The organism is Bacteroidota bacterium, from assembly GCA_016714535.1.
Lineage (GTDB): Bacteria > Bacteroidota > Bacteroidia > AKYH767-A > OLB10 > JADKFV01.
In genome coordinates, this window is sequence record JADKDR010000001.1 from 92,415 (window position 1) to 113,762 (window position 21,348).

Below are 21,348 nucleotides of genomic sequence, written 5' to 3' on the forward strand. Positions count from 1 at the left end.
ATTACGCCTAAGAAGCAATACTTATGCCACCGTTAGCATATGCTATTAACGAAGCGTATTTTATTATTTTGAAAGACAAACATCGCCATCTTTTTAGTCACTTAAATAACGCGTGTGTTAACTTACAAACAAGGACCTTTTAACAAACCATGGCCAATATGCTAACCTATACAAGGTAATTGCTATACCTTTGCAACCTAATTATTGCCGATGGAAAAGAAACAATTTGTAGAAAAGATACTTGAGCAAAAACAATATTCGGGTTGTAGATTTTTTCGACAACTCGTATAAACATTTCCCCGATAGTATTGCATTATGTTATAATGAGGCCACTTATACTTATAGCGAACTATATCAAGCCTCTGCTTCAATTGCTATGCAATTGAAGGAAACTACCCGAAATTCAACTATGATAGGTGTATGTTTACCTCGAGGCATTGAGTTACCGCTTGCTATACTTTCCATTCTGAAATGTGGAGCTGCCTATGTTCCCTTTGATCCGGAATATCCGGCTGAGCGCTTGCAATACATGATTAAGCAATCGGGCATTACGCACCTTGTTACCAATTATAATTTAAAACATGTATTTGCGGGGCATGCCATAGAAACGGTTCTAATGGAAGATTTGAAAACCAATCTTGAGGCAGATACCAACATTAACCTTAGCGAAACTGTTGACTTATGCTATATTTTGTTTACAAGCGGCAGTACCGGACTACCTAAAGGTGTGGCTATGCCACACAGCAGTCTTGTAAATTTAATCAGATGGCAAATTCAAAATAGCCAAGCATATAACAGTACCGTTACATTACAATTTGCACCGATAAGTTTTGATGTCTCGTTTCAGGAAATAGCTGCAACCTGGAGTATTGGGGGCACGTTAGTAATGATTGATGATGAAATGCGATTGAATGCTCCTTCCCTGCTTCGCTTTATTAACGAACAAAAAATAAACCGTCTATTTCTTCCATTCATTGCCCTGCAGCACCTTGCCGAAACAGCTGCTCAACAAGAAACCAAACTTGAAACACTTACCGAAGTAATAACTGCCGGTGAACAATTGCAAACAACTCCAGCTATCATTAAATTTTTTACAACCAATAGTCATTGCACACTTTGGAATCATTATGGCCCTACCGAGACCCATGTTTGCACAGCATTTATGCTAACAGGGGCAGCCAGTAGCTGGCCCGCATTACCATCAATAGGTAAAGCAATAGCCAATACCGAAATTCTGTTGTTAGATGAAAACATGAAACCGGTAAAGGATGGTGATGAAGGAGAATTATATGTAAAAGGAAGTTGTCTTGCTTCGGGATACTTAAATAATAAAACACTTACCGATGAGCGGTTCATTTCTAATCCACTTGATGGAGGAAAAACCATCATTTATAAAACCGGAGATCTTGCTAAAACGCTACCTGATGGCAACATACAATACCTTGGCCGCATAGATGGACAGGTAAAAGTGCGCGGCTACCGTATCGAATTAGGCGAGGTAGAAGTTTGTATTGCGAAGCATGCACAAGTAAATTCCTGTGCAGTAACCGTGCGCGAAGATAAACCCGGTGCAAAAAAGCTGGTAGCTTATGTGCAACTATATGCCGGAAGTAAAGCTACAGTCACCGAATTTAAAAAACATGTTGCTGCTTCGTTGCCTGACTATATGCAACCCTCCTCATTTGTGTTTATGCCCGAATTACCGCGAACTCCGAGCGGAAAAATTGATCGCAAAAGCTTACCCATTCCTGATACCTCACGGCCTAACTTGCAATCTGCATATACAGCCCCCGTTACAAAAGAACAAAAACTGCTTGCCGGTTTATGGAGCGAAATACTTGAGATTGATTCGGTTGGTATTAACGACAACTTTTTTGAGTTGGGAGGAAATTCATTGCTTGCACTAAAAGCAACAGCCGGCATGAATATGCTGCTCAACAAAGACTTGCCGGTAACGTGGCTATTTCAATATCCTGCCATCAGTTCATTACTTTTGCGTATAGAAAATGAATCAAATTCAGATTTGCAAAATGCTATAAAAAATCGTTTTAATAATACCGTTGCCAAAGTTGAAAACGTGGAAGATGGAATAGCCATCATAGGTATGGCATGCAAATTTCCGGGGGCAGACTCTATTGATGAGTTTTGGTCGAACCTTGTTACTGAAAAAGAAAGTATCACCTTTTTTTCCAAAGAAGAACTCGACCCTTCCTTGCCTAAAGAATTGATTGATGACCCTAACTATGTGCGTGCACGAGGTATTATGTATGATGCTGATAAGTTTGATGCCGCTTATTTCGGTATCAATCCTAAGGTAGCCGATGTTACCGACCCGCAACATCGTATACTGTTACAGTTATCGCATCAGGTGCTTGAATTAGCAGGTATAAATCCTGAAAAGGAAAACCGACTTATAGGAGTATATGCTGGCACCGGTAATAATACATACTATCAAAACAATGTAAAGTCTCATCCTGAACAAGAAGAGCAAGTAGGTGCCTTCTTAACCATGACCAATAATGAGAAAGATTATATTGCCACCCGCATTGCTTATGAATTAAATTTAAAAGGACCTGCATTAAGCATACATACCGCTTGCAGTACTTCGCTTGTTGCCATTATAAATGCTGCCGATGCATTGTTCGAAAACAAATGCGATATAGCCATTGCAGGAGGTATTGCTATTACCTCTCCGGTAAATAGCGGTTACCTTTACAACGAAGGCAGCATGAACAGTGCCGATGGACATTGTAATCCTTTTGACAAAGATGCGCGCGGTACACTGTTTAGCGATGGGGCAGGCATGATAGCCATGAAGCGCTATAAGGATGCGGTGGCAGATGGCAACACCATTTATGCGGTGATACGTGGTGGCGCATTAAACAATGATGGCGCACATAAAGCAAGCTTTACAGCACCTAGTGCCGAAGGGCAATCACAGGTGATTGCGATGGCACATGCCAAAGCAAATGTTGATGCATCAACCATCTCTTATGTTGAGGCGCATGGTACAGCAACACCCATCGGAGACCCCATTGAAGTTGAAGGATTATCAAGAGCATTTACCATAGACAAAAAGTTGCGTCAGACGTGCGGGTTAGGATCGGTAAAAAGTAATTTCGGACACCTTACAGCCGCAGCGGGAGTTGCCGGTTTGATTAAGGTGGCACTTTCACTTTATCATAAAAAAATACCAGCTACTATTAATTTTAAAAATCCAAATCCAACAATTGATTTTGCAAATTCGCCTTTTTATGTAGTTAATAAGCTAACAGATTGGCAAAGCGATAAGTATGTGCTGCGGGCAGGCATTTCATCTTTTGGAGTTGGTGGCACCAATGCCCATATCATTTTAGAGGCAGCGCCAAAGGCAATGCCTTCAGGCATTGCAAGGCCGGCACAAACATTGGTATTGTCGGCAAAAAACGATGCCGCATTACAACGTTATAAGCAAGAGCTTAAATACTTTTTGCAAAAAAACACTGTGAATGATGCCGATCTCGCCTTTACTTATCAAACATCACGTTTGCCACTGGCAAATCGTAGTTACTTCGTATATGGCAACCGTGACGAGCTTTTACAACAACTGGAACAACCACTGCCAAAGCTTAGTGGTTCATACCTATCAAAATCGGGGAAACCTGAAGTTGCCTTTATTTTCCCAGGGCAAGGGGCACAATATGTGAGGATGGCCAAGGCTTTATATGATGACGAAATAATATTTCGTCAATATGCCGACCAATGTTTTGAATTATTCAACAAACATGCAGGTATAAATCTGAAGGCACTCATGTTTGCCGAAAATCTTAGCAGTGAAGAATCGGAAACATTACTAAAGCAAACGCAATACACCCAGCCGGGATTATTTACTGTTGGATATGCACTGGCACACTTGTGGATGCATTGGGGCATAAAGCCTGCAGTGCTATGTGGACATAGTATTGGCGAATTTGTTGCCGCTTGTCTGGCAGGGGTGTTTAGTCTGGAAGATGCAGTGCGCCTGGTAGGCGCACGGGCCAACCTCATGCAAAGTATGCCCAAAGGAAGTATGTTATCGGTAAGGGCAAATGCAGAAAAAGTAAAATCGTTGCTTACGGATGACTGTTCTATAGCAGCTATTAATGGGCCTGAGCTTACCGTTGCTTCAGGACCCGATAATGCGATTGCATCCCTGCAATCGAAACTTGAACAAGAAGAGATTGTGTGCAAGTTACTTCATACATCACATGCCTTCCACTCGCCCATGATGGATCCCGTAATTCCCGAATTCAAAAAAGTAGTGGCATCTATAAAACTGCATCCACCAGCAATTAAAATTCAATCAACGGTAACTTCGTATATACTTACCGATACAGAAGCACAAAATACAGATTACTGGACCAACCACCTGCGTGTACCGGTGCAGTTTGCAACTGCTATTTCAAATCTATGGAAAGAAAACCCTACCCATGTGCTGCTTGAATGTGGGCCACGCAATACCGCTTCGCAACTTGCGAAGCAACAAGCTACTGATATGAAAGCGCAAGTCGCCATACCTTCGTTGCCTGACCGATATGATAATATGCTTGAGTGGAAAACCATAAACAATGCTATTGGCCAATTATGGCTGCGCGGACTTGAGGTGGATTGGAGTAAATATTATGCGTTAGAATCGAGGAAACTAATTCCACTGCCAACTTATCCATTTGAGAAAAAAAGATTTTGGCTTGATATCATTAATAAAGATGCTCCCCAACCTACTCCGCACACTGCAGGCAGCAACGATCGCCTTAAGCTAATGATGCAAAAACAAATAGAATTGATGCAGCAGCACCTTGTACTTTTGAAAAACAAAAAATCGAAGGCCACTCAACCAAAATAAATGAAAGAGGAAGAGGCTTATTTTGCAAACGAAGGAGGTGAGCAGGACGAGCTGTTTGAACATCTGCGCATTGAAGTTGATAAAGGACAAGGACCTGTGCGTATAGATAAATTTTTGTATGGACGCATAGAGAATACTTCGCGAAACAAAATACAAACAGCAACAGATGCAGGTTCGGTTTTTGTAAATGGCCTAGCGGTAAAATCAAGTTATAAGGTAAAGCCTCTTGATTTAATTACGCTGGTATTATCAAAACCTCCACGCGAAATTGAGTTATACCCTGACCCTATACCTTTGTCCATCATCTATGAAGACGATTCAATTATTGTAATAGATAAGCCTGCCGGCATGGTGGTTCATCCTGCTTATGGAAATTATCGTGGTACATTAATAAATGCGGTTATACATCACCTGCATCCTGAACTGGATGGCAAGCCATTAAAATCTGAATCGCAAAGGCCCGGGCTAGTTCATCGTATTGATAAAAACACCTCCGGCTTGATTGTGCTTGCTAAAACAGAAGAGGCACTTACATTTTTAGCTAAACAATTTTTTGATAGAACAACAAAACGGCATTACTATGAATTTGTGTGGGGTAATGTTGTGCTGGATGAAGGTACAATACCAGGAAATATTGGCCGCAGCGTTCGAGACCGTAAAGTAATGGATGTGTTTGAAGATACTACTGTTGGCAAGCATGCGGTTACACATTTCAAAGTGCTCGAAAGATTTTCTTATACAACCCTATTGCAATGCAAACTAGAAACCGGACGCACGCATCAGATACGCGTGCATTTTAAATACATAAAACATCCCTTATTTAACGATAATGAGTATGGAGGAGATCGTATATTAAAAGGAACTGTTTTTCAGAAATATCGTCAGTTTGTCGAAAATTGTTTCGAAATACTTCCGCGTCAGGCCTTACATGCAGCATCACTTGGCTTTATTCATCCAAAAACCAAAAAAGAAATGTACTTCGAAAGCCCTATTCCTGCTGACTTTGCAACCGTATTGGAGCGGTGGCGTGCCTATTCACACGAGCCAAAGTAAAACATTTAAAGGCTCATAAGGAAAAAAAGGCTACCTTCGCGCCCTTATTTTATAAACTAATGAGTGAAAAGTTATTTACAGACCTTGGCTTAAGCGACCCGATTTTAAAAGCTATAGGTGAAATGGGATTTGAAAAACCAACTCCTGTACAGGAAAAAACAATACCTGCTTTTATTGATACCGATGAAGATATTTTGGCCCTTGCACAAACAGGCACAGGAAAAACTGCCGCCTTCGGATTGCCGTTAATGACGCGCCTTGATTTTACAAAAAACCAAACACAGGCCTTAATTATTTGTCCTACCCGCGAACTTTGTCTTCAAATTTCTAAAGACCTAAAAGCATATAGCAAGTATATGCCTGCCGTGAAAATTGTTGCCGTATATGGTGGTGCCGGAATTTATGGACAGATAGATGAATTGAAGCGTGGCGCACAAATTATTGTTGCCACTCCCGGACGATTGCAGGATTTAATGGAGCGTAAAAGAATAAACATAACTCAAGTTGATTATGTGGTGCTGGATGAAGCTGATGAAATGTTGAACATGGGATTCAGAGATGATATAGAAAGCATATTGAGCAATACGCCTGATGAGAAACGTGTATGCCTCTTTAGCGCAACCATGGAAAAAGATGTTCGCGAAATAGCAAACAAATATCTACGCAAACCTCTTGAGGTTACCATTGGGAAAAAAAATACTTCGAACGAAAATATCACGCATGAATATTCGGTGGTGCATGCCAAAGATAAATATGCAGCGCTAAAGCGCATGCTCGATTTTAACAGTGATAATATTTATGCCATCGTTTTTTGTACTACAAAAAACGAAACTCAGGATATAAGTGACAAACTTATTCGCGATGGATATAATAGCGATTGCATTCATGGAGATCTTAGTCAGCAGCAACGCGAGAAAGTTATGTCACGTTTCAGGCATCATGCAATAAAAATACTTTGTGCAACCGATGTTGCCGCACGTGGAATTGATGTGCAAGGACTAACACACGTAATACATTTCCATTTGCCTGATGATGTAGAAAACTACACGCATCGCAGTGGCCGTACTGCACGTGCCGGTAAAACAGGAATTTCGTTTACCCTGCTTAACATGCGCGAAGTATATAAACTTCGTGACATTGAACGCATATCAGGAGTAAAATTCAAGCGAGTACTAATTCCATCGCCTGCAGAAGTGCGCGACAAAAAATTGCTTGCCTTTATAGACACTTTTAGTAACAGCGAAATTAACGAAGGAATATTTGATGATGCAGTAGTTACCGGAATGCAACCGTTGCTTGAACTTGATCCTGCTGAATTGATTAAAAAAATGATCAGCTTAGAATTACGCAGGTTTAGTGCCGACTATCTGGAAGGTGTTGACTTAAATGTTAGTCAGGATTATGCTAGACGAAACGATGGACCAGGTGTTGGTGGCGGAGATGGTGGTGGCCGTGGCTCCAAATTATTTATCAACCTTGGTTCGCGCGATGGCTTTAATATTGATGCCATGAAAGAACTTGTAATCGAAAATTGCAACCTCAAGAAAAAGGACATTGTTTTTGTGGTAATTAAAGGAGTATATTCATTTGTTGAAGTTGCTCCGGATAAGGTAGATGATGTACTTAATGGATTAAATGGACGGATGTTTCAAAATCGTAAAGTACGCATCGAAAATCAGGGACAATCGTCATTTGAAGGAAGTGGAGGTAGTGGCCCCAAGAGAAGATCGTATGGAAGCCGTGATGGTGGTGGTGGCAGTGGTGGAAACCGAAGCAGCAGAAGCGGTGGTGGCGGTGGCTATGCCCGCAAAAGCGAAGGTGGGTACAAAAGCGAAAACACGCGCGAATATGGAAACCGCAGCGGTCAGTCGCGTCCACGCAAGAAATATTAAGACTCTTACCCGCCTTTTACAATTATAAAGACCGTATATTTTGAATGAGCCTGCTCTGTAAAATTTGGCATCTTCTTTTTTAGCATATAATATCTTAAACTCTTAATAAGGCAAGGTTTGAATCATATCAGACCTTCTTTTTTTTGCCCTTGTTTTTGATTATGACAGAAGCGAATGCTCAAGAAGATTTCATTACCCGCAATTTTACCTTTTGTATCTATTAAAAAAAGTACCAATCATTTTTTTTAAACAAAAAATTAATTTTGATTTGCCCCGCTATTCAAAACAAAAATAATATGGAAGATCAAGACTATGGCATTGGCTCACGAGTGCGCCACCCTGAATTTGGAGAAGGTGTTGTTATCAATGTAAAAAACAAAACGTATACTGTGGTGTTTATACGAGCAGGTAAAATGGACATTTCGCGCCTCAATAATGCGCTCGAAACTATAGAAATGGTTGAACCTGACACTGATTTAGTAAGCATGTCAGATATAGAACGCTCGCTAATAAATATAATAAAACGCTACAGCGATATACAGGAAACTGTGCCTCTAGGACAAAAGTGGATAGGTGGTAAAATTGTTTTACATCCTGGTAATACTAGTTTGAAACCTAAAGAAATTTCAATCGACAATTTTTTTCATAAGGTAATAATGTTGCGCGACCGAGTTCGTGTAATGGAGCAACGCATTAATGCGCATCCGCACATGAACGATGAGGAAAAAGTAAACCTGCAACAGTACATTACCCGTATATATGGCAGCCTCACAACCTTTAATGATTTATTTAAAAATAAAGAAGATCAATTTGTAGGTGATAAAGGGAAAGAAAACAATGCGGATTAATCATAACCCATTCAAAAAAAACTTTGCTAAATAAATTTCATTTGTACTACTTGGTTTTAAAATAACTAATGCAATCGTTTACCCTAGCTGGAAACTTTTTTACCAAACTTTTCTTTCCTCATAATTTTAAAAAAACCTATTTGCAATTCATGGCAAAATTTTTGCTTTTTGAGGTTGTCCCTGTTTAGTATCTGTTCTCACATTTAGTAGTGCAATTTGTGTGAATAAAATATTTTTTAGGGTTAGACAAATTTTTTTAAGCTTAAAATTATAATTCATCGCATGAGGAAAATCATACTTTGAAAATAGTCTGTTTAATAAATTTGTGCTAAATTTTATGAAGTAAAAATTTAATTATTCATCTAGTGAGATGGTTAATTTTAAACGTAAATAAATTCAACATTAAGAATTTTTATGCGAAGACGAAAGAAAAAATCAGTTGAACCAAATGGTAAGAGTTGAAATTCCATATGCCGGAGAAAATGCGTTGAATACTTGTAGGCATAAAAATCCTACTCAATGCAACAAACAAATAAGAAGAACTTAGAAAGGATAGATTCTTTCGGTCATGTTTTAAAATATGGCCGCTACTTTGCTAAAAGAAGATGCAAAATAACCATTAATTTGGGTGAATTATACCTTTTTGTAGGCATAAATAAATTTTATGTTATAAAATTGCAGCCTATTTTTAATCAAAAGCCAACGCATCTATTGGCTCATATTGGTAGCATCACCACGCTTTTAATTCGAAAACACATATAACATATAATAATTTTAAATATGAAAAAAGCCAGTATCAAATTATTTTTAGCATTGCTATACTATGCTATGGTAATATCATCGTGTAAACGCGAAGAGGAATTGCCAACACCAAATCCGGTGGCTACTAACTACTCTGCAGAAGAGAAAAAACAAAACAATAATGATGTTCCGATAGCATGGATGGATATGATGACCAAACTGATAAAGACCACACCCGGATATACCCCTCCTGTTGCATCGCGCGCACTTGGATATGCAGGTGTGGCCTTATACGAAGCAACCGTAAATGGTAGTGGCAATATGCAGTCTATAGCTTCTCAAATTGGTATGCCTGCAGTTGCAGCTCCTACCGCACAATACACTAAATGGTTTGCCGCAGCTAATGCGTGCATGGCACAAACGATGCGAAATTTTTTCCCGGGAACCTCCACTGCCAACAAAGCAAGTATCGACTCACTCGAATTGTACTTTCATAATTTGCATTTGGCTGCGTGGAGCAATTTTCTAATTTTAACCTCTGAAGCTTATGGTAAATCCGTAGCTGATCATGTTTACAATTGGTCGATGACAGATGCTGTTGGCCACGAGGGTTATCTCAAAAATAACGACCCAAACTTCGTACCCCTATCTGGTCTTGGTATGTGGGTACCCACACCACCAGCATATGCTGCACCTATGCAACCACATTGGGGAGATGTGAGACCCTTTGTTGCAATCAATCCATTTGTTGTCGTTCCTAATCCGCCAAGTTATTCTACCGCAACTAATTCCTTGTATTACATACAAGCAATGGAAGTTTACAATACAAAAAACAACCTGACACCGGCACAAATTAACATTGCATTATATTGGGCAGATGGAGCAGGCACCTTGACTCCACCCGGACACTCGATGCAGATAGCATCGCAAGTAATACGCAAATCAAATTCCGATTTATTTACAAGCGCCATGGTATTTGCAAAAGTAGGCATGGCAGTATGCGATGCTTTTATACATTGCTGGAAAGTAAAATACACTTACAGCACCATGCGCCCCGTTACCTTTATACAACAGCATATTGATGCCAATTGGACACCACTCATTACCACCCCACCATTTCCTGAATATACCTCGGGACACTCAACGCAAAGCGGTGCAGCAGCAAGAATCCTTAGTGATATCTATGGATATAACTACTCGTTTGTTGACCATTCAAAGGTTCCTGATGGATTTCAGCCTCGTTGGTTTAGTAACTTTATGTCCTTTGCTAATGAAGCGGCTCTATCGCGTTTATATGGAGGCATTCACTTTACTGCAGCCAATGAAAATGGAAAAATATGCGGTGAGCAAATTGCTGCAAATATCGGCAAACTTGATTTTTACAAATAATAGAATCTGTTAACAATGACTATATATCCCGCCTGGTGGCGGGGATTTTTTATTTATGCTTATAAATAGTTGCCATAAACATGGTATCGGCCCGTGTATCATATCCTTTATAATACTCGCTTGACAATATTGTGTACTCGTCAGTAGGAAGTATAGCCAAAACATCTTCATTTTCATTTTGATACACGCTGCATGTTATATAATAGGCATAACCACCCTTCCTTAATACCTGCAATACGTTCGCTAAAATTAGTTTTTGCAAAACAACAAACTCTTCGAGCTGTGCGTGTGAGAAGATACTGAGTGCCTCAGGAGAGCGAGCCCAAGTGCCGCTGCCACTGCAAGGCGCATCAATAATAATTTTGTCATACATCTTATCATTCATTTTCAGGCATGCATCAGCTACACTAAAATGTATGTTTGTGAAATTGTATTTGGCCAACCGGCTCTGAGCACTTTTAATAATAGCGGGCCGAACATCGTTTACAGTTATAGTTACATTTTTTAATCCAAGATGCACAACTCTATCCATTAATGCCAACGTTTTACCACCCGACCCGGCACATGCATCCAGCCATGTTTCATTATCTAATACTTCAATTTGCTCCATGCACGCCTGCGACATTAAGTCCTGCACCTCGAATGCACCTGCCTGATAGCATCTGCTGCTCATAAGGTCGGCATGCCTTTGTATTCTAATTGAATTTGATTTGGGAATCACTTCATATGGAATCTGCTGTTGGGTTAGATATTGCTGTACCTTTTTCTGATAACTATTATTTACTCTTAAAAAAATATCATTCTCATGCAGATGCGATTTTATAAAAGCAACTTTATCAACAGTACTTGAAATATGCTCTGCGCATGGAAAAATACGCTCAGCATCGAAATAGACAAGTTCAGATTCAACCGCTGCAAAAGCTTCGTGGTGATGTTGCTTCCAATACGTTTGCCACTGCTCATTCACGGTAAGCGCAGAAGCTGCCATATGGCGAAAAAGAAAATCTCTTTTTGCAAAGGCATTACCAATTCGCAACAAAGAAAAAAAGCCTTCAGTAATAATTCTGCGGTCGCGCGAGCCATGACTTCTATGCTGCCTGAAATAATTTTTCAGAAATAAACTTGCCGCAGACTTGCCATCAAATTGTTGGTATAATTTTGTAACCGTTGTGATATGCCCCGGATAAATCATAGGTCAAGCATCAGTCACCACAAACAACTTCTGTCCATGGTGCATGCAACAGATATTGGTTGGCAGTTTCTATCAATTGCTTTGATGAAATTTGGTGCAACGAGGCTATAAAGTTCTGGTAGTATTCATTCGTAAGCGAGTTGGTCAATAACATTCTGAATCTTTCGGCACGGGCAAATGTTCCATCAAACAAGCGCAGCATACTTCCACTCATATAATTTTTTACTACCTGCAATTCATGCGCAGGTATCTCCTCACTGCAAAGCTTGTTTATTTCTTTATAAATCTCTTCGAGTGTTGCTGCGGTAACATCAGTACCTACTTCGGTGGCAATCGTAATAATGGCTGCATCGCGATAGGCAACAAGCGAAGATCCTATACCATATGTATATCCCTTATCTTCGCGTATGTTGGACATAAGCCGCGATCCAAAATAACCTCCAAGCACATTTATAAGTAGGTTCAACTTAAAATAATCAGGGTGCGATTTATTAACGGCCGCACAAGCTATGCGCACAGCACTTTGCAAAGCACCTTGTTTGGTAATTTTTATTTTCTGAGGCACTTGCTTGAGCGTCAAATCATGCTTCTGATTTGAAAACAAATTAGCTGTGCTGCCTGGTGCACACTTAATGCTGCCCAGGGTTTTATTTACTTGTTTAATCAATGCCTCACTTGCACAACCCGAAACTATAACAATAAAAGGTTTGGTAGCATAATAAGATGCATGAAAATTTTGCAATTGCTCGCGTGAAAGATTTTCAAAGTGGCTTATAGCAGGCACCGCACCATATACATGGTCACCAAACAACTCATTACGCATGCGCATACGCGCCATGTATTCGGTTTTTTCGCTCTGCACCTTTAATTGTTGAATGTTGCGCACTTTATAATTCTCGAGTTCGCCAGTTGCAAATTCAGGAGTTTGCAACAAGTCGCAAAAAACAGGCATCAACTTATGTACATGTTTTGCCATGGCATACAAAGACATCGAAGATAAGTGGTATTCACAAAGCGTTTCAATACTTGCACCATAGTACTCAAATTTTTCGGCCACGGCCGATGCCGATAATCCTACATGTCCATCGTCACTCAAATTGCACGTGGCTTCGGCCACTTGCTGCTGGCTGTTCTTATCGCTTCCTGCATCAAACAACACTTCAATTTTTACTACCTCCTCATGGTCATTACCCATCGCATACAATGGCATGCCATTGTCTAATGCAATATAATCAGGATTAGTGATATTAATTTTTTTTGCCGGCAAGATGGCAGGCGCTGATTTTCGATCTATCATTTTAATCATTCTTTTTGTGGTAATAGATAGTAGACAAATTAGTATTGGAAAATATTCCTGCAGCTACCTGTCTAATTTTTTCGGCAGTAACCGATTCGTAAAAAGCTTCTTGTTGATTTACAAGTGCGGCATCACCAAGCAATTCATAAAAACAAAGATTTAATGCCTTGTTGCTTATACTTAAATCAGAAAAAGCATTAGAAGCAATAACCTGATTTTTTACTTTTTGCAATTCATTCTCACTTACAGGTTGAGCACTAAGTTCTGCAATTACCTCTGCTACCGCAGCCTCAGCTTGTTCACATGTTACGCCTTCCTGTAGTTTCCCTTCCACCACAAATAGGCTGTTGTCCAATTCTCCTAATACATAGGCATTCACTCCAGAAAATAACTTTCGTTCCTTAACAAGTGTATTATATAAACGCGAAGACTTCCCCCGCGAAAGAATATCGCTAATTAAATCGGTAGCATAAAAATCTTCATCATTACGCGCGCAACAGTGCCATGCCATGTATAAGCCGCTAACCGGCACATCGCGGTAAACTTCTATCAACCTTTTTTCGGTTTGTAAAGGCTCCTTAGGTAAGTTTCGCGCTTGCTGTTCCTGAGACGGTATAGGCGAAAACCACTTCTCGCAAAGTGCTAATATTTCATCTGCATTTACATCGCCTGCCACACACAATATCGCATTGGAAGGATGATAGAATTTTCTGAAAAATGATTTCACATCATCCAATGTTGCATGTTCGATATGCGAAACTTCCTTTCCGATTGTTGCCCATTGATATGGATGAACTTTATAACATAATGGCCTCAATAATAACCATGCATCACCATATGGCTGATTGAGGTAGCGTTGCTTAAACTCTTCAATCACCACATTGCGCTGCACATCAAGACTTTTTTCACTAAAGGCAAGATTTAGCATTCTATCACTTTCAAGCCAAAATGCTGTTTCAATATTATTAGCAGGAAGTGTAAGGTAATAATTGGTAAGATCGTTATTGGTAAAAGCATTGTTTTCGCCACCTGCCAATTGTACCGGCTCATCGTAATTATCAATATTAACTGACCCGCCAAACATTAAATGCTCAAACAAATGAGCAAATCCTGTTTTATCAGGAGCTTCGTCTCGGGCACCCACATTGTACATAATATTCATAGTGGCCAACGCAGTCGATTGGTCCTTATGTATCAGCACTTTCAATCCGTTTGCCAGTGTATATTTTTCGTAATTAATCATAAACTAAATATATCCGTATTTTTTATTTTAACTCATTTTGTAACCATAACCATATACCATGGTTAGTAATTACTATTTTATGCATAACGTATCAGCTAACAGAAAGCAAATTGATTACACCTGTAGTTGTTGTCAACCAAGAAAATCGTTCATGGTCTTAAATCCCTGTTGATGGCTAAGCCACTCTGCCACCATAACTGCGCCTATAGCAAAGGCATCGCGCGTTTTGGCAGTGTGTGTTATTTCCATTTTATCAACATCCGATTCGTACCTAATGCTATGTATACCCGGAACCTCCCCTTCGCGAATATCTTCTATTATTATTTCCTGTGGGTTTCCGGTTGTGTTTTGATCTAGTTGCCAAGCCGACTTATTAGGAAGACTTTCGATTAAATCATTTACCAATTGCAAAGCTGTACCACTAGGAGCGTCTTTCTTATGAATGTGATGTACCTCACACATACTTACATTGTATTGCTCATGATCGCGCATTAGCTGAGCAAACATTTTATTCAACTTAAAAAACAGGTTAACACCTATGCTAAAATTATTGGCATGCAAAAAGGTGGCCTGCTGCTTGTTGCATAGGTCTTTAATTTCATTTATCCCTTGAAGCCAACCGGTGGTACCACAAAGGGTAGGAATTTTAGCTTCCAACAATTTATAACAATTTGCAAATGCAGCTTCAGGCGTAGTAAATTCGATAGCTATATCAGGCTTGTTCTTAATAAGTTGGTCTATTAAAAAATTATCATGATCATAAACAGCTGCTATCGTATGTCCTCTTTGGGTTGCTAGCCGCTCTATGGCCTTTCCCATTTTTCCATATCCAATAAGCGCTATGTTCATATATAGTTATTGTTAAATGAATTAATCCTTCTGCTAAATTCTTAAAGCTAATTTATGCCGGGTTATTCCTTTTATTAATTTAAAACCTCAAGCCAAGTTGTACCCCCGGCAAGTTGCCGCCACGATTTTGCAACAAACATGGCTGGTAGGACAATATGGCCTTATCACTCACATCAAAATAAAATACATGCGCATCTACATAAGCATCAATTATATTCATGGCATATAACACCACGCCACCAATGATGCACAAGTCGCGGCTGCGCCTCCAGTAATTTTTAATTCGATTAAATCTGCATCCGAATAGATATCTATAAATGGATCGATGTTAGTTGGATCGTCATCGTAACGCGACTTCAAGGCGTCTTTGTACACATTAAAGTTTTGCTTGTTTTTAATTGCAAAATATATAAGTACCCCCTCGCCAGCATAAATGACCGGTACCTTCCAAGTCTTTTTATTATAAACCTGTCCAAGGCCGGGCAGTGCTGCACTCAAGAGGGCCGCTTTGCGTGGCGAATGCATATAAATTGCTGAATCAATTTGTGATGGCATGGGTTTGCTAAACGGTTTAGTTTGGGCACATGCAAAATAATTGCACCCACCCAATAAGATTAACGCTACCAAAACAACTTTTTGAAACATGCTAACTTGCAAATGACCTGGTTTTAAAATCAGAAAACGAAGCAACTCATTTTTTTTACAAATGTAAAAGTCTTTATTAAAGATAATGCCACACAAAAATACCACCTGCAGTAGGTGGTATTTATATTATAGTTAAAGACAAAGTCGACAATGCATAAATGCCTCCCGATGCCCGCCTTTTTAGAAACGCTCAAAGCGGCTGAAGAAGAAACCACCTTCGATAGCTGCGTTTTCGTTGCTGTCGCTACCATGTACCGCATTGGCCTCAATAGACTTAGCGTATAAATTACGAATGGTGCCTAGTTCAGCTTTGGCAGGGTCGGTAGCACCTATCAGCTTTCTAAAATCTTCAACGGCATTATCTTTTTGCAAAATGGCCGCTACTATAGGCCCTGACGACATGTAGGCAACAAGGTCTTTATAAAATGGACGCTCCTTGTGAACTTCATAAAACTGCCCGGCACGCTCTGGTGTGAGTTGCGTGTACTTCATGGCTACAATGCGAAAACCGGCTTTTACAATGTGATCGATAATTGCTCCTGTGTATCCGTTTGCAATGGCATCCGGCTTGAGCATGGTAAATGTGATGTTACTCATTTTGCTTTATTATTTATTTGATAAATTTTTTATTTTTTTGAGGGCGCAAAGGTAGAACAATCATCAAATTCAGAAAAAAAATGCAAAAAGAAATTTCGGCAATAAGCCATATACGTCAGCTTATGCATGCGGCAAAGGGCAACTGCCTGGTGCATGGACATCGCGGGGCACGGGGGCATTTGCCAGAAAACACCATTCCATCGTTACTAAAAGCCATACAACTTGGAGCACCTTGCCTCGAGGTAGATGTGGTACTTAGCATGGATAAACAGGTCGTTATTTCGCACGAACCATGGATGCATCATGCTATCAGCTTGCAACCAACTGAAGAACTTATAACAGAATCGATTGAAAAAGATTTTAATCTTTTTAAAATGACCTATACCGAGATTAAAAAATTTGATTGCGGAAGTTTGGGAAATCCAAGATTCCCCTTACAACAAAAAATGAAAGCCTATAAACCACTTCTAAGCGAGACGATAGATGCTTGCGATGCCTATGCGCGAGCGCACAATTTGGCTCTGCCTGTTTACACCATCGAAGCCAAAAGCTTACCTGAGTGGGAACACATTTTTCATCCACCCGTAAATGAATTTGCTGAAGAAGTGTACAAGGTATGTGAACAAAAAGCAGTATTGCATCGTACCATTTTTCAGTCATTTGATGCACGCGTTATTTTTTATTTAGAACAAAAAAAGCAATCGCTTTACCTTGCCTATTTGCTTGATAAAAAAGTAACGATTGAAGAAACATTGGAACAAAATAAAATAAACCCCGTTGCCATTAGTATTTGGCATAAATTACTTGATGAAAAGTTCCGAGATGAAATTCGCAATTGCAATTTAGATTTGCTATGCTGGACTGTAAACGAACCGGAAGATATACACCGTGTAATGAACTTAAAAGTAGATGGGATTATAAGTGACTATCCTGAACGTCCGCTTGCATTATTTTAAAATCAAAATGATTTTAAAACCTTGATAGTCTATTCAATGAAACTTGCTAATTAGTGCTTGCTTAATTATATCCAAATTTACTAAAATGAATAATTAGACAATGCAAAGAAAAAATAATTACGCGTAAAGCTTTTCAACGCATCAAGACCAGCGCAAGAACTTTCTTAACATCTCACCTTGTAATTATTATTAACTATGATTAAGAAGACTAATCCTTTGTTATTAGCGAGGTAATATTGCATAACAAACTACACGGATTTTCAAAAGTTTTCTAAATGGATTTTAACATGTAACACATTCGAAGAAAACGTTTTAGCTTCTTTGGAGCTATGCTATTTTAAAGTAATAGTATAAGCCCTAACGGTGCAATAGACTAATGCTAAATTAAGAGTAAGAATAAAAAGATTCAGCGTGATGACAGGTTAATACATATGCAAAAAATAAAAAAAATAAAGCACGAACTACAGTTAAGACAACAAAATAATCATGTAATAGTATTTTGATTTTTCTCCAATGCTAGCAAAAAGAGAAACCAAAATAAACCAAGGGCTATAACTGTATTGAGATAATTAATCCTTGGCATTACCAATATAGCTGGCATGCTTGCGAAAAAAATTGAAAGCGCAAAAGGCCAAAACAACGTCTCTTGAAATGCATACTTCCATAATTTTAAGGTGGTAACATTCAGTAATAAGGATAGCAATATTAGCACCCACAGAGCTTTATATATATAAACTTTTGCAATGAATAAAAAATCACTTTTCAGAATTTGAAAATAATGCTCTTTCAAACATGCTTCATATACTTTGCCACAAAACTGAACTCCGGGGTGTTCCTTTTCGACAAGATTTTTAGCTACATTATCATCGTAACTGATACCATATTTATTGTCAATAAATCCCAAACCGATATACGTTGAATGCCAAAATGGGTGCCCAATTTGATTGTCAACCATAAGATTTGAGTTGGCTTCCAAATAGGTATTTCGTTCTTCGGACAGGTATTTAAAATGCAAGTTGCTAATTAAAATAGCGATCAGGATAAAAAATGGAATTTGCGATTTTTTAAATAATGGCTTTAAATAAAAGGCAGAATAGACTACGATGAAAATAAAGTAAACCGTTCCAGCATGCGATCGAAACTGATTAAGATAAGCTGCATAAAAAACACAACAAAAAATAATCAACCATTTATAAATACTCTTCTGCTGCAATACCGCAACAGAAAAAGGTATTAATGCAACCGCAGCAAAATTGAAAACATATACATCGGACTTAATAAGGTTTAGCAAAAACAACGCAAGTGTAACTGGCAACACAAAGATGGAGTTGCATAATTTTTTACAACCATAATAAAACATAATGGCTGCAAGAACTGCTGCAAATGCAAGCGATAGCCGAGCTGCGAATACTACATCAGTGTGTAACAGGTTTGCGATTTTTGGGAATAACCAATATATGCCGGGATCATCAAAGGTTCCAAGAATATTAAATTGGCCTTGCTTGGTAATTCCAACCAACGCTGTATTTGTTGAATCTAATCCCCGATGCGCCTCTTCAAGATTGGATAATCTTGTTGGCATCATTCCCAAAATAAAATCGCTATTGGACGTAACCTTCATGGCAGCTATTTGATAGCGTGTGCATAATACTGAGCTCCAAGCGGTAGCTTACTCATATACTTTTCAAGTGGAACAAATAAACGTAATAAACCCGGGAAAAATAAAGTGAACTTAATTTTCAAATTTTGAAAGCCTGCTTTGTGCAAAATTTTTCTGGTATAATCGGGAGTCAACAAACGCGCATTAATATCAAATTCGCAATCGCGTACAGATTTTCGGGTAAGCGGATTAGCAGGGTTATGCTCAAAAATAAACAAGTGTCCACCTATTTTAAGCTGCTCCATCAATTGATTTAAAACACTTTTGTGCAAATCAAAATCGATATGATGAAAAACATTTGCTACGAGAATAATGTCAGACTTAGTTTGAAGGTCTATCTTTTTTCCATCATAATTTGCAAAACTAATGCGGTCGCTTAGTTCATGATGTTTAGCTTGCGCATACTCAACAGACTTATGACTAAGGTCGATTCCGGTAATCGTTGCATTCTTAAAATATTTGTAAAAAAACGGCTCGCTTTTCCCTGTGCCGCAACCAAAATTTAAAATTGAAATTTGCTCCATCACCAAATTCGGCAATTCGTTTGCTATGGCCTTTATTTTATACTCGTCAAAATAGTGCGTAGGAAAACCAGAAAAGCCGGTACTCTTTACCCGCATTCTTTCGTAGTGCGCTACATATTTATCAAACTCTGCTTCTTCAAACTCATTCATAAAAGCCCATTTTGGCTGCAATAGTAAAAATATTTTAGTAATCGTTTTAAAAAGCTCGGTTGTGTAGCTTTAATTTAGCAATACCTGTACTACAACTTTATTCCGCTCAATGATCGTTCAGCTTCATACCCCTGCGCTGAAACTCAGGCCAATTGAGGTATTCGGGGGCTACTCTTTGCTCAACCATGGTAATGCAGTTGTCAACAGGGCATACTAATTTGCAAAGGTTACAACCCACACATTCAGGTTCTTTAATAGTATAGGTGTTGTAGGGCATTCCTTTTTCAATTTGAATACTTTGGTGGCTCGCATCTTCGCAAGCGATATAACAAAGCCCACAATGAATGCATTTGTCTTGATCAATGTTTGCCACTATGTGAAAATTAAGGTCAAGTTTTTCCCAATCGGTTACTTTTTTTACAGAAAGGCCAACTACATCATCTATTTTCTTCAACCCTTTTTCGTCCATCCAGTTGCTCAATCCGGAATTGAAGTCATCAATAATGCGAAATCCGTGTTTCATAGCAGCCGTGCACACTTGTAAGTTGCTTGCTCCGAGCAACAAAAATTCGGCAGCATCTTGCCATGTGCTAATGCCACCAATGCCAGAAATAGGAATATTTTTAAATACGGGATTCTTACTCAACGAGTGCAGCATCTTCAAAGCAATTGGTTTAACTGCCGGCCCGCAATAACCACCGTATGCCGATTGCCCGCCAACATTGGGGCGTACGTCAAATGTTTCAAGATCAACTCCTGTAATACTTTGTATCGTATTTATTAGTGATAGTCCGTTAGTTCCGGCTTCAACTACTGCGCGTGCCGCAGGCACTACGCTATGTACATTGGGTGTAAGTTTGGTTATTACAGGTATGGTAGCTTTTTCCATTACCCACTCAACTACCATGCGCGCTATTTCAGGGTCTTGACCTACCGAAGCACCCATGCCGCGCTCGGTCATACCATGTGGGCAACCAAAATTTAATTCTATACCATGAGCACCTGTTTGTTCAGTTTGATCAATGAGGTTGTGCCAACTCTCGCGGTCGTTATCGGCCATGAGTGATACCACCATGGCGCGGTCAGGAAATTCGCGAATACATTCGCGAATCTCGCGCAGGTTAACATCAAGTGGGCGGTCGCTAATCAACTCAATGTTGTTAAAGCCCATTATGCGCTTGTTGCCATAGTTAACAGCTGAGTAACGTGACGATACATTTTTTACCTGAGAGCCGAGCGTTTTCCATACCACACCTCCCCAGCCTGCTTCAAAGGCACCGAGTACATTTAACTTCTTGTCGGTAGGCGGTGCGCTTGCCAACCAAAAGGGGTTTGGTGATTTTATCCCCAAAAACGATGATGAAAGATTTGCCATAGTATTTTTATATACATACACCGTATACGATGCATCTTGCTTTTGTTTTGTTAAGTAACTTTATACTTTTTTGTAA

At 39.3% G+C, this 21,348-nt stretch carries 16 protein-coding genes; 6 read left to right on the forward strand and 10 right to left on the reverse strand.

Annotated elements, in window-relative coordinates:
• Window positions 1-241 precede the first annotated feature (241 nt).
• The 5 genes from IPO27_00445 (at window position 242) to IPO27_00465 (ending at window position 10,784) form a co-directional block, all read left to right on the forward strand.
• Window positions 242-4,861, forward strand: coding sequence for an amino acid adenylation domain-containing protein (locus IPO27_00445; protein MBK8845085.1), 4,620 nt, complete (start codon window positions 242-244; stop codon window positions 4,859-4,861).
• Window positions 4,862-5,914 (forward strand): RluA family pseudouridine synthase, encoded by a 1,053-nt coding sequence (locus tag IPO27_00450; GenBank protein ID MBK8845086.1) that lies wholly within the window; start codon window positions 4,862-4,864, stop codon window positions 5,912-5,914. It begins immediately after the preceding gene.
• Window positions 5,915-5,973: 59 nt separating this feature from the next.
• Window positions 5,974-7,806, forward strand: a complete 1,833-nt coding sequence (locus IPO27_00455) for a DEAD/DEAH box helicase (protein MBK8845087.1) — start codon at window positions 5,974-5,976, stop codon at window positions 7,804-7,806.
• Between the two features lie 296 nt (window positions 7,807-8,102).
• Window positions 8,103-8,654 (forward strand): hypothetical protein, encoded by a 552-nt coding sequence (locus IPO27_00460; protein ID MBK8845088.1) that lies wholly within the window; start codon window positions 8,103-8,105, stop codon window positions 8,652-8,654.
• Between the two features lie 780 nt (window positions 8,655-9,434).
• Entirely contained in the window at window positions 9,435-10,784 is a 1,350-nt protein-coding gene (locus IPO27_00465; protein MBK8845089.1) for a vanadium-dependent haloperoxidase, read from the forward strand.
• Between the two features lie 49 nt (window positions 10,785-10,833).
• On the opposite strand, the gene IPO27_00470 is transcribed toward IPO27_00465, so the two are convergent.
• The 7 genes from IPO27_00470 to IPO27_00500 all read right to left on the reverse strand — a co-directional run bounded on the left by IPO27_00470 (window position 10,834) and on the right by IPO27_00500 (window position 16,607).
• Window positions 10,834-11,976 (reverse strand): methyltransferase domain-containing protein, encoded by a 1,143-nt coding sequence (locus tag IPO27_00470; GenBank protein ID MBK8845090.1) that lies wholly within the window; start codon window positions 11,974-11,976, stop codon window positions 10,834-10,836.
• 10 nt (window positions 11,977-11,986) lie between these two features.
• Window positions 11,987-13,273 carry an insulinase family protein gene (locus tag IPO27_00475; protein MBK8845091.1) on the reverse strand — a complete coding sequence of 429 codons (1,287 nt, stop codon included), beginning with the start codon at window positions 13,271-13,273 and terminating at the stop codon, window positions 11,987-11,989.
• A gap of 1 nt (window position 13,274) precedes the next feature.
• Window positions 13,275-14,516, reverse strand: coding sequence for an insulinase family protein (locus tag IPO27_00480; GenBank protein MBK8845092.1), 1,242 nt, complete (start codon window positions 14,514-14,516; stop codon window positions 13,275-13,277).
• A gap of 132 nt (window positions 14,517-14,648) precedes the next feature.
• Window positions 14,649-15,365, reverse strand: a complete 717-nt coding sequence (dapB, locus tag IPO27_00485; protein ID MBK8845093.1) for a 4-hydroxy-tetrahydrodipicolinate reductase — start codon at window positions 15,363-15,365, stop codon at window positions 14,649-14,651.
• A gap of 79 nt (window positions 15,366-15,444) precedes the next feature.
• Complete coding sequence (locus tag IPO27_00490; protein ID MBK8845094.1) at window positions 15,445-15,585, reverse strand: hypothetical protein; 141 nt, start codon at window positions 15,583-15,585, stop codon at window positions 15,445-15,447.
• On the reverse strand, window positions 15,582-15,920 hold the full coding sequence (locus IPO27_00495; protein MBK8845095.1) for a hypothetical protein: 339 nt from the start codon (window positions 15,918-15,920) through the stop codon (window positions 15,582-15,584). The genes IPO27_00490 and IPO27_00495 overlap by 4 nt, the downstream gene beginning before the upstream one ends.
• A gap of 270 nt (window positions 15,921-16,190) precedes the next feature.
• Window positions 16,191-16,607: a nucleoside-diphosphate kinase gene (locus tag IPO27_00500; protein MBK8845096.1), complete on the reverse strand. Its 417-nt coding sequence runs from the start codon at window positions 16,605-16,607 to the stop codon at window positions 16,191-16,193.
• Between the two features lie 80 nt (window positions 16,608-16,687).
• Between IPO27_00500 and IPO27_00505 the strand changes: the two genes are divergently transcribed.
• Window positions 16,688-17,563: a glycerophosphodiester phosphodiesterase gene (locus IPO27_00505; protein ID MBK8845097.1), complete on the forward strand. Its 876-nt coding sequence runs from the start codon at window positions 16,688-16,690 to the stop codon at window positions 17,561-17,563.
• 484 nt (window positions 17,564-18,047) lie between these two features.
• Here IPO27_00505 and IPO27_00510 read toward each other — a convergent pair whose 3' ends face one another.
• The 3 genes from IPO27_00510 to preA form a co-directional block, all read right to left on the reverse strand.
• Window positions 18,048-19,184, reverse strand: coding sequence for a hypothetical protein (locus IPO27_00510; protein ID MBK8845098.1), 1,137 nt, complete (start codon window positions 19,182-19,184; stop codon window positions 18,048-18,050).
• A 5-nt stretch (window positions 19,185-19,189) separates the two neighbouring features.
• A complete protein-coding gene (locus tag IPO27_00515) occupies window positions 19,190-19,897 on the reverse strand; it encodes a class I SAM-dependent methyltransferase (protein MBK8845099.1) in 708 nt (235 codons plus the stop codon).
• A gap of 106 nt (window positions 19,898-20,003) precedes the next feature.
• Entirely contained in the window at window positions 20,004-21,272 is a 1,269-nt protein-coding gene (preA, locus tag IPO27_00520; GenBank protein MBK8845100.1) for an NAD-dependent dihydropyrimidine dehydrogenase subunit PreA, read from the reverse strand.
• Window positions 21,273-21,348: the final 76 nt, after the last annotated feature.

Coding starts and splice junctions, on each gene's coding strand:
- IPO27_00490 (MBK8845094.1), bottom strand. CDS start 15,585: ATGAATATAATTGATGCTTATGTAGATGCGCATGTATTTTATTTTGAT.
- IPO27_00475 (MBK8845091.1), bottom strand. CDS start 13,273: ATGATAGATCGAAAATCAGCGCCTGCCATCTTGCCGGCAAAAAAAATT.
- IPO27_00495 (MBK8845095.1), bottom strand. CDS start 15,920: ATGCCATCACAAATTGATTCAGCAATTTATATGCATTCGCCACGCAAA.
- IPO27_00465 (MBK8845089.1), top strand. CDS start 9,435: ATGAAAAAAGCCAGTATCAAATTATTTTTAGCATTGCTATACTATGCT.
- preA (MBK8845100.1), bottom strand. CDS start 21,272: ATGGCAAATCTTTCATCATCGTTTTTGGGGATAAAATCACCAAACCCC.
- IPO27_00515 (MBK8845099.1), bottom strand. CDS start 19,897: ATGAATGAGTTTGAAGAAGCAGAGTTTGATAAATATGTAGCGCACTAC.
- IPO27_00470 (MBK8845090.1), bottom strand. CDS start 11,976: ATGATTTATCCGGGGCATATCACAACGGTTACAAAATTATACCAACAA.
- IPO27_00500 (MBK8845096.1), bottom strand. CDS start 16,607: ATGAGTAACATCACATTTACCATGCTCAAGCCGGATGCCATTGCAAAC.
- IPO27_00505 (MBK8845097.1), top strand. CDS start 16,688: ATGCAAAAAGAAATTTCGGCAATAAGCCATATACGTCAGCTTATGCAT.
- IPO27_00460 (MBK8845088.1), top strand. CDS start 8,103: ATGGAAGATCAAGACTATGGCATTGGCTCACGAGTGCGCCACCCTGAA.
- IPO27_00450 (MBK8845086.1), top strand. CDS start 4,862: ATGAAAGAGGAAGAGGCTTATTTTGCAAACGAAGGAGGTGAGCAGGAC.
- dapB (MBK8845093.1), bottom strand. CDS start 15,365: ATGAACATAGCGCTTATTGGATATGGAAAAATGGGAAAGGCCATAGAG.
- IPO27_00510 (MBK8845098.1), bottom strand. CDS start 19,184: ATGAAGGTTACGTCCAATAGCGATTTTATTTTGGGAATGATGCCAACA.
- IPO27_00480 (MBK8845092.1), bottom strand. CDS start 14,516: ATGATTAATTACGAAAAATATACACTGGCAAACGGATTGAAAGTGCTG.
- IPO27_00455 (MBK8845087.1), top strand. CDS start 5,974: ATGAGTGAAAAGTTATTTACAGACCTTGGCTTAAGCGACCCGATTTTA.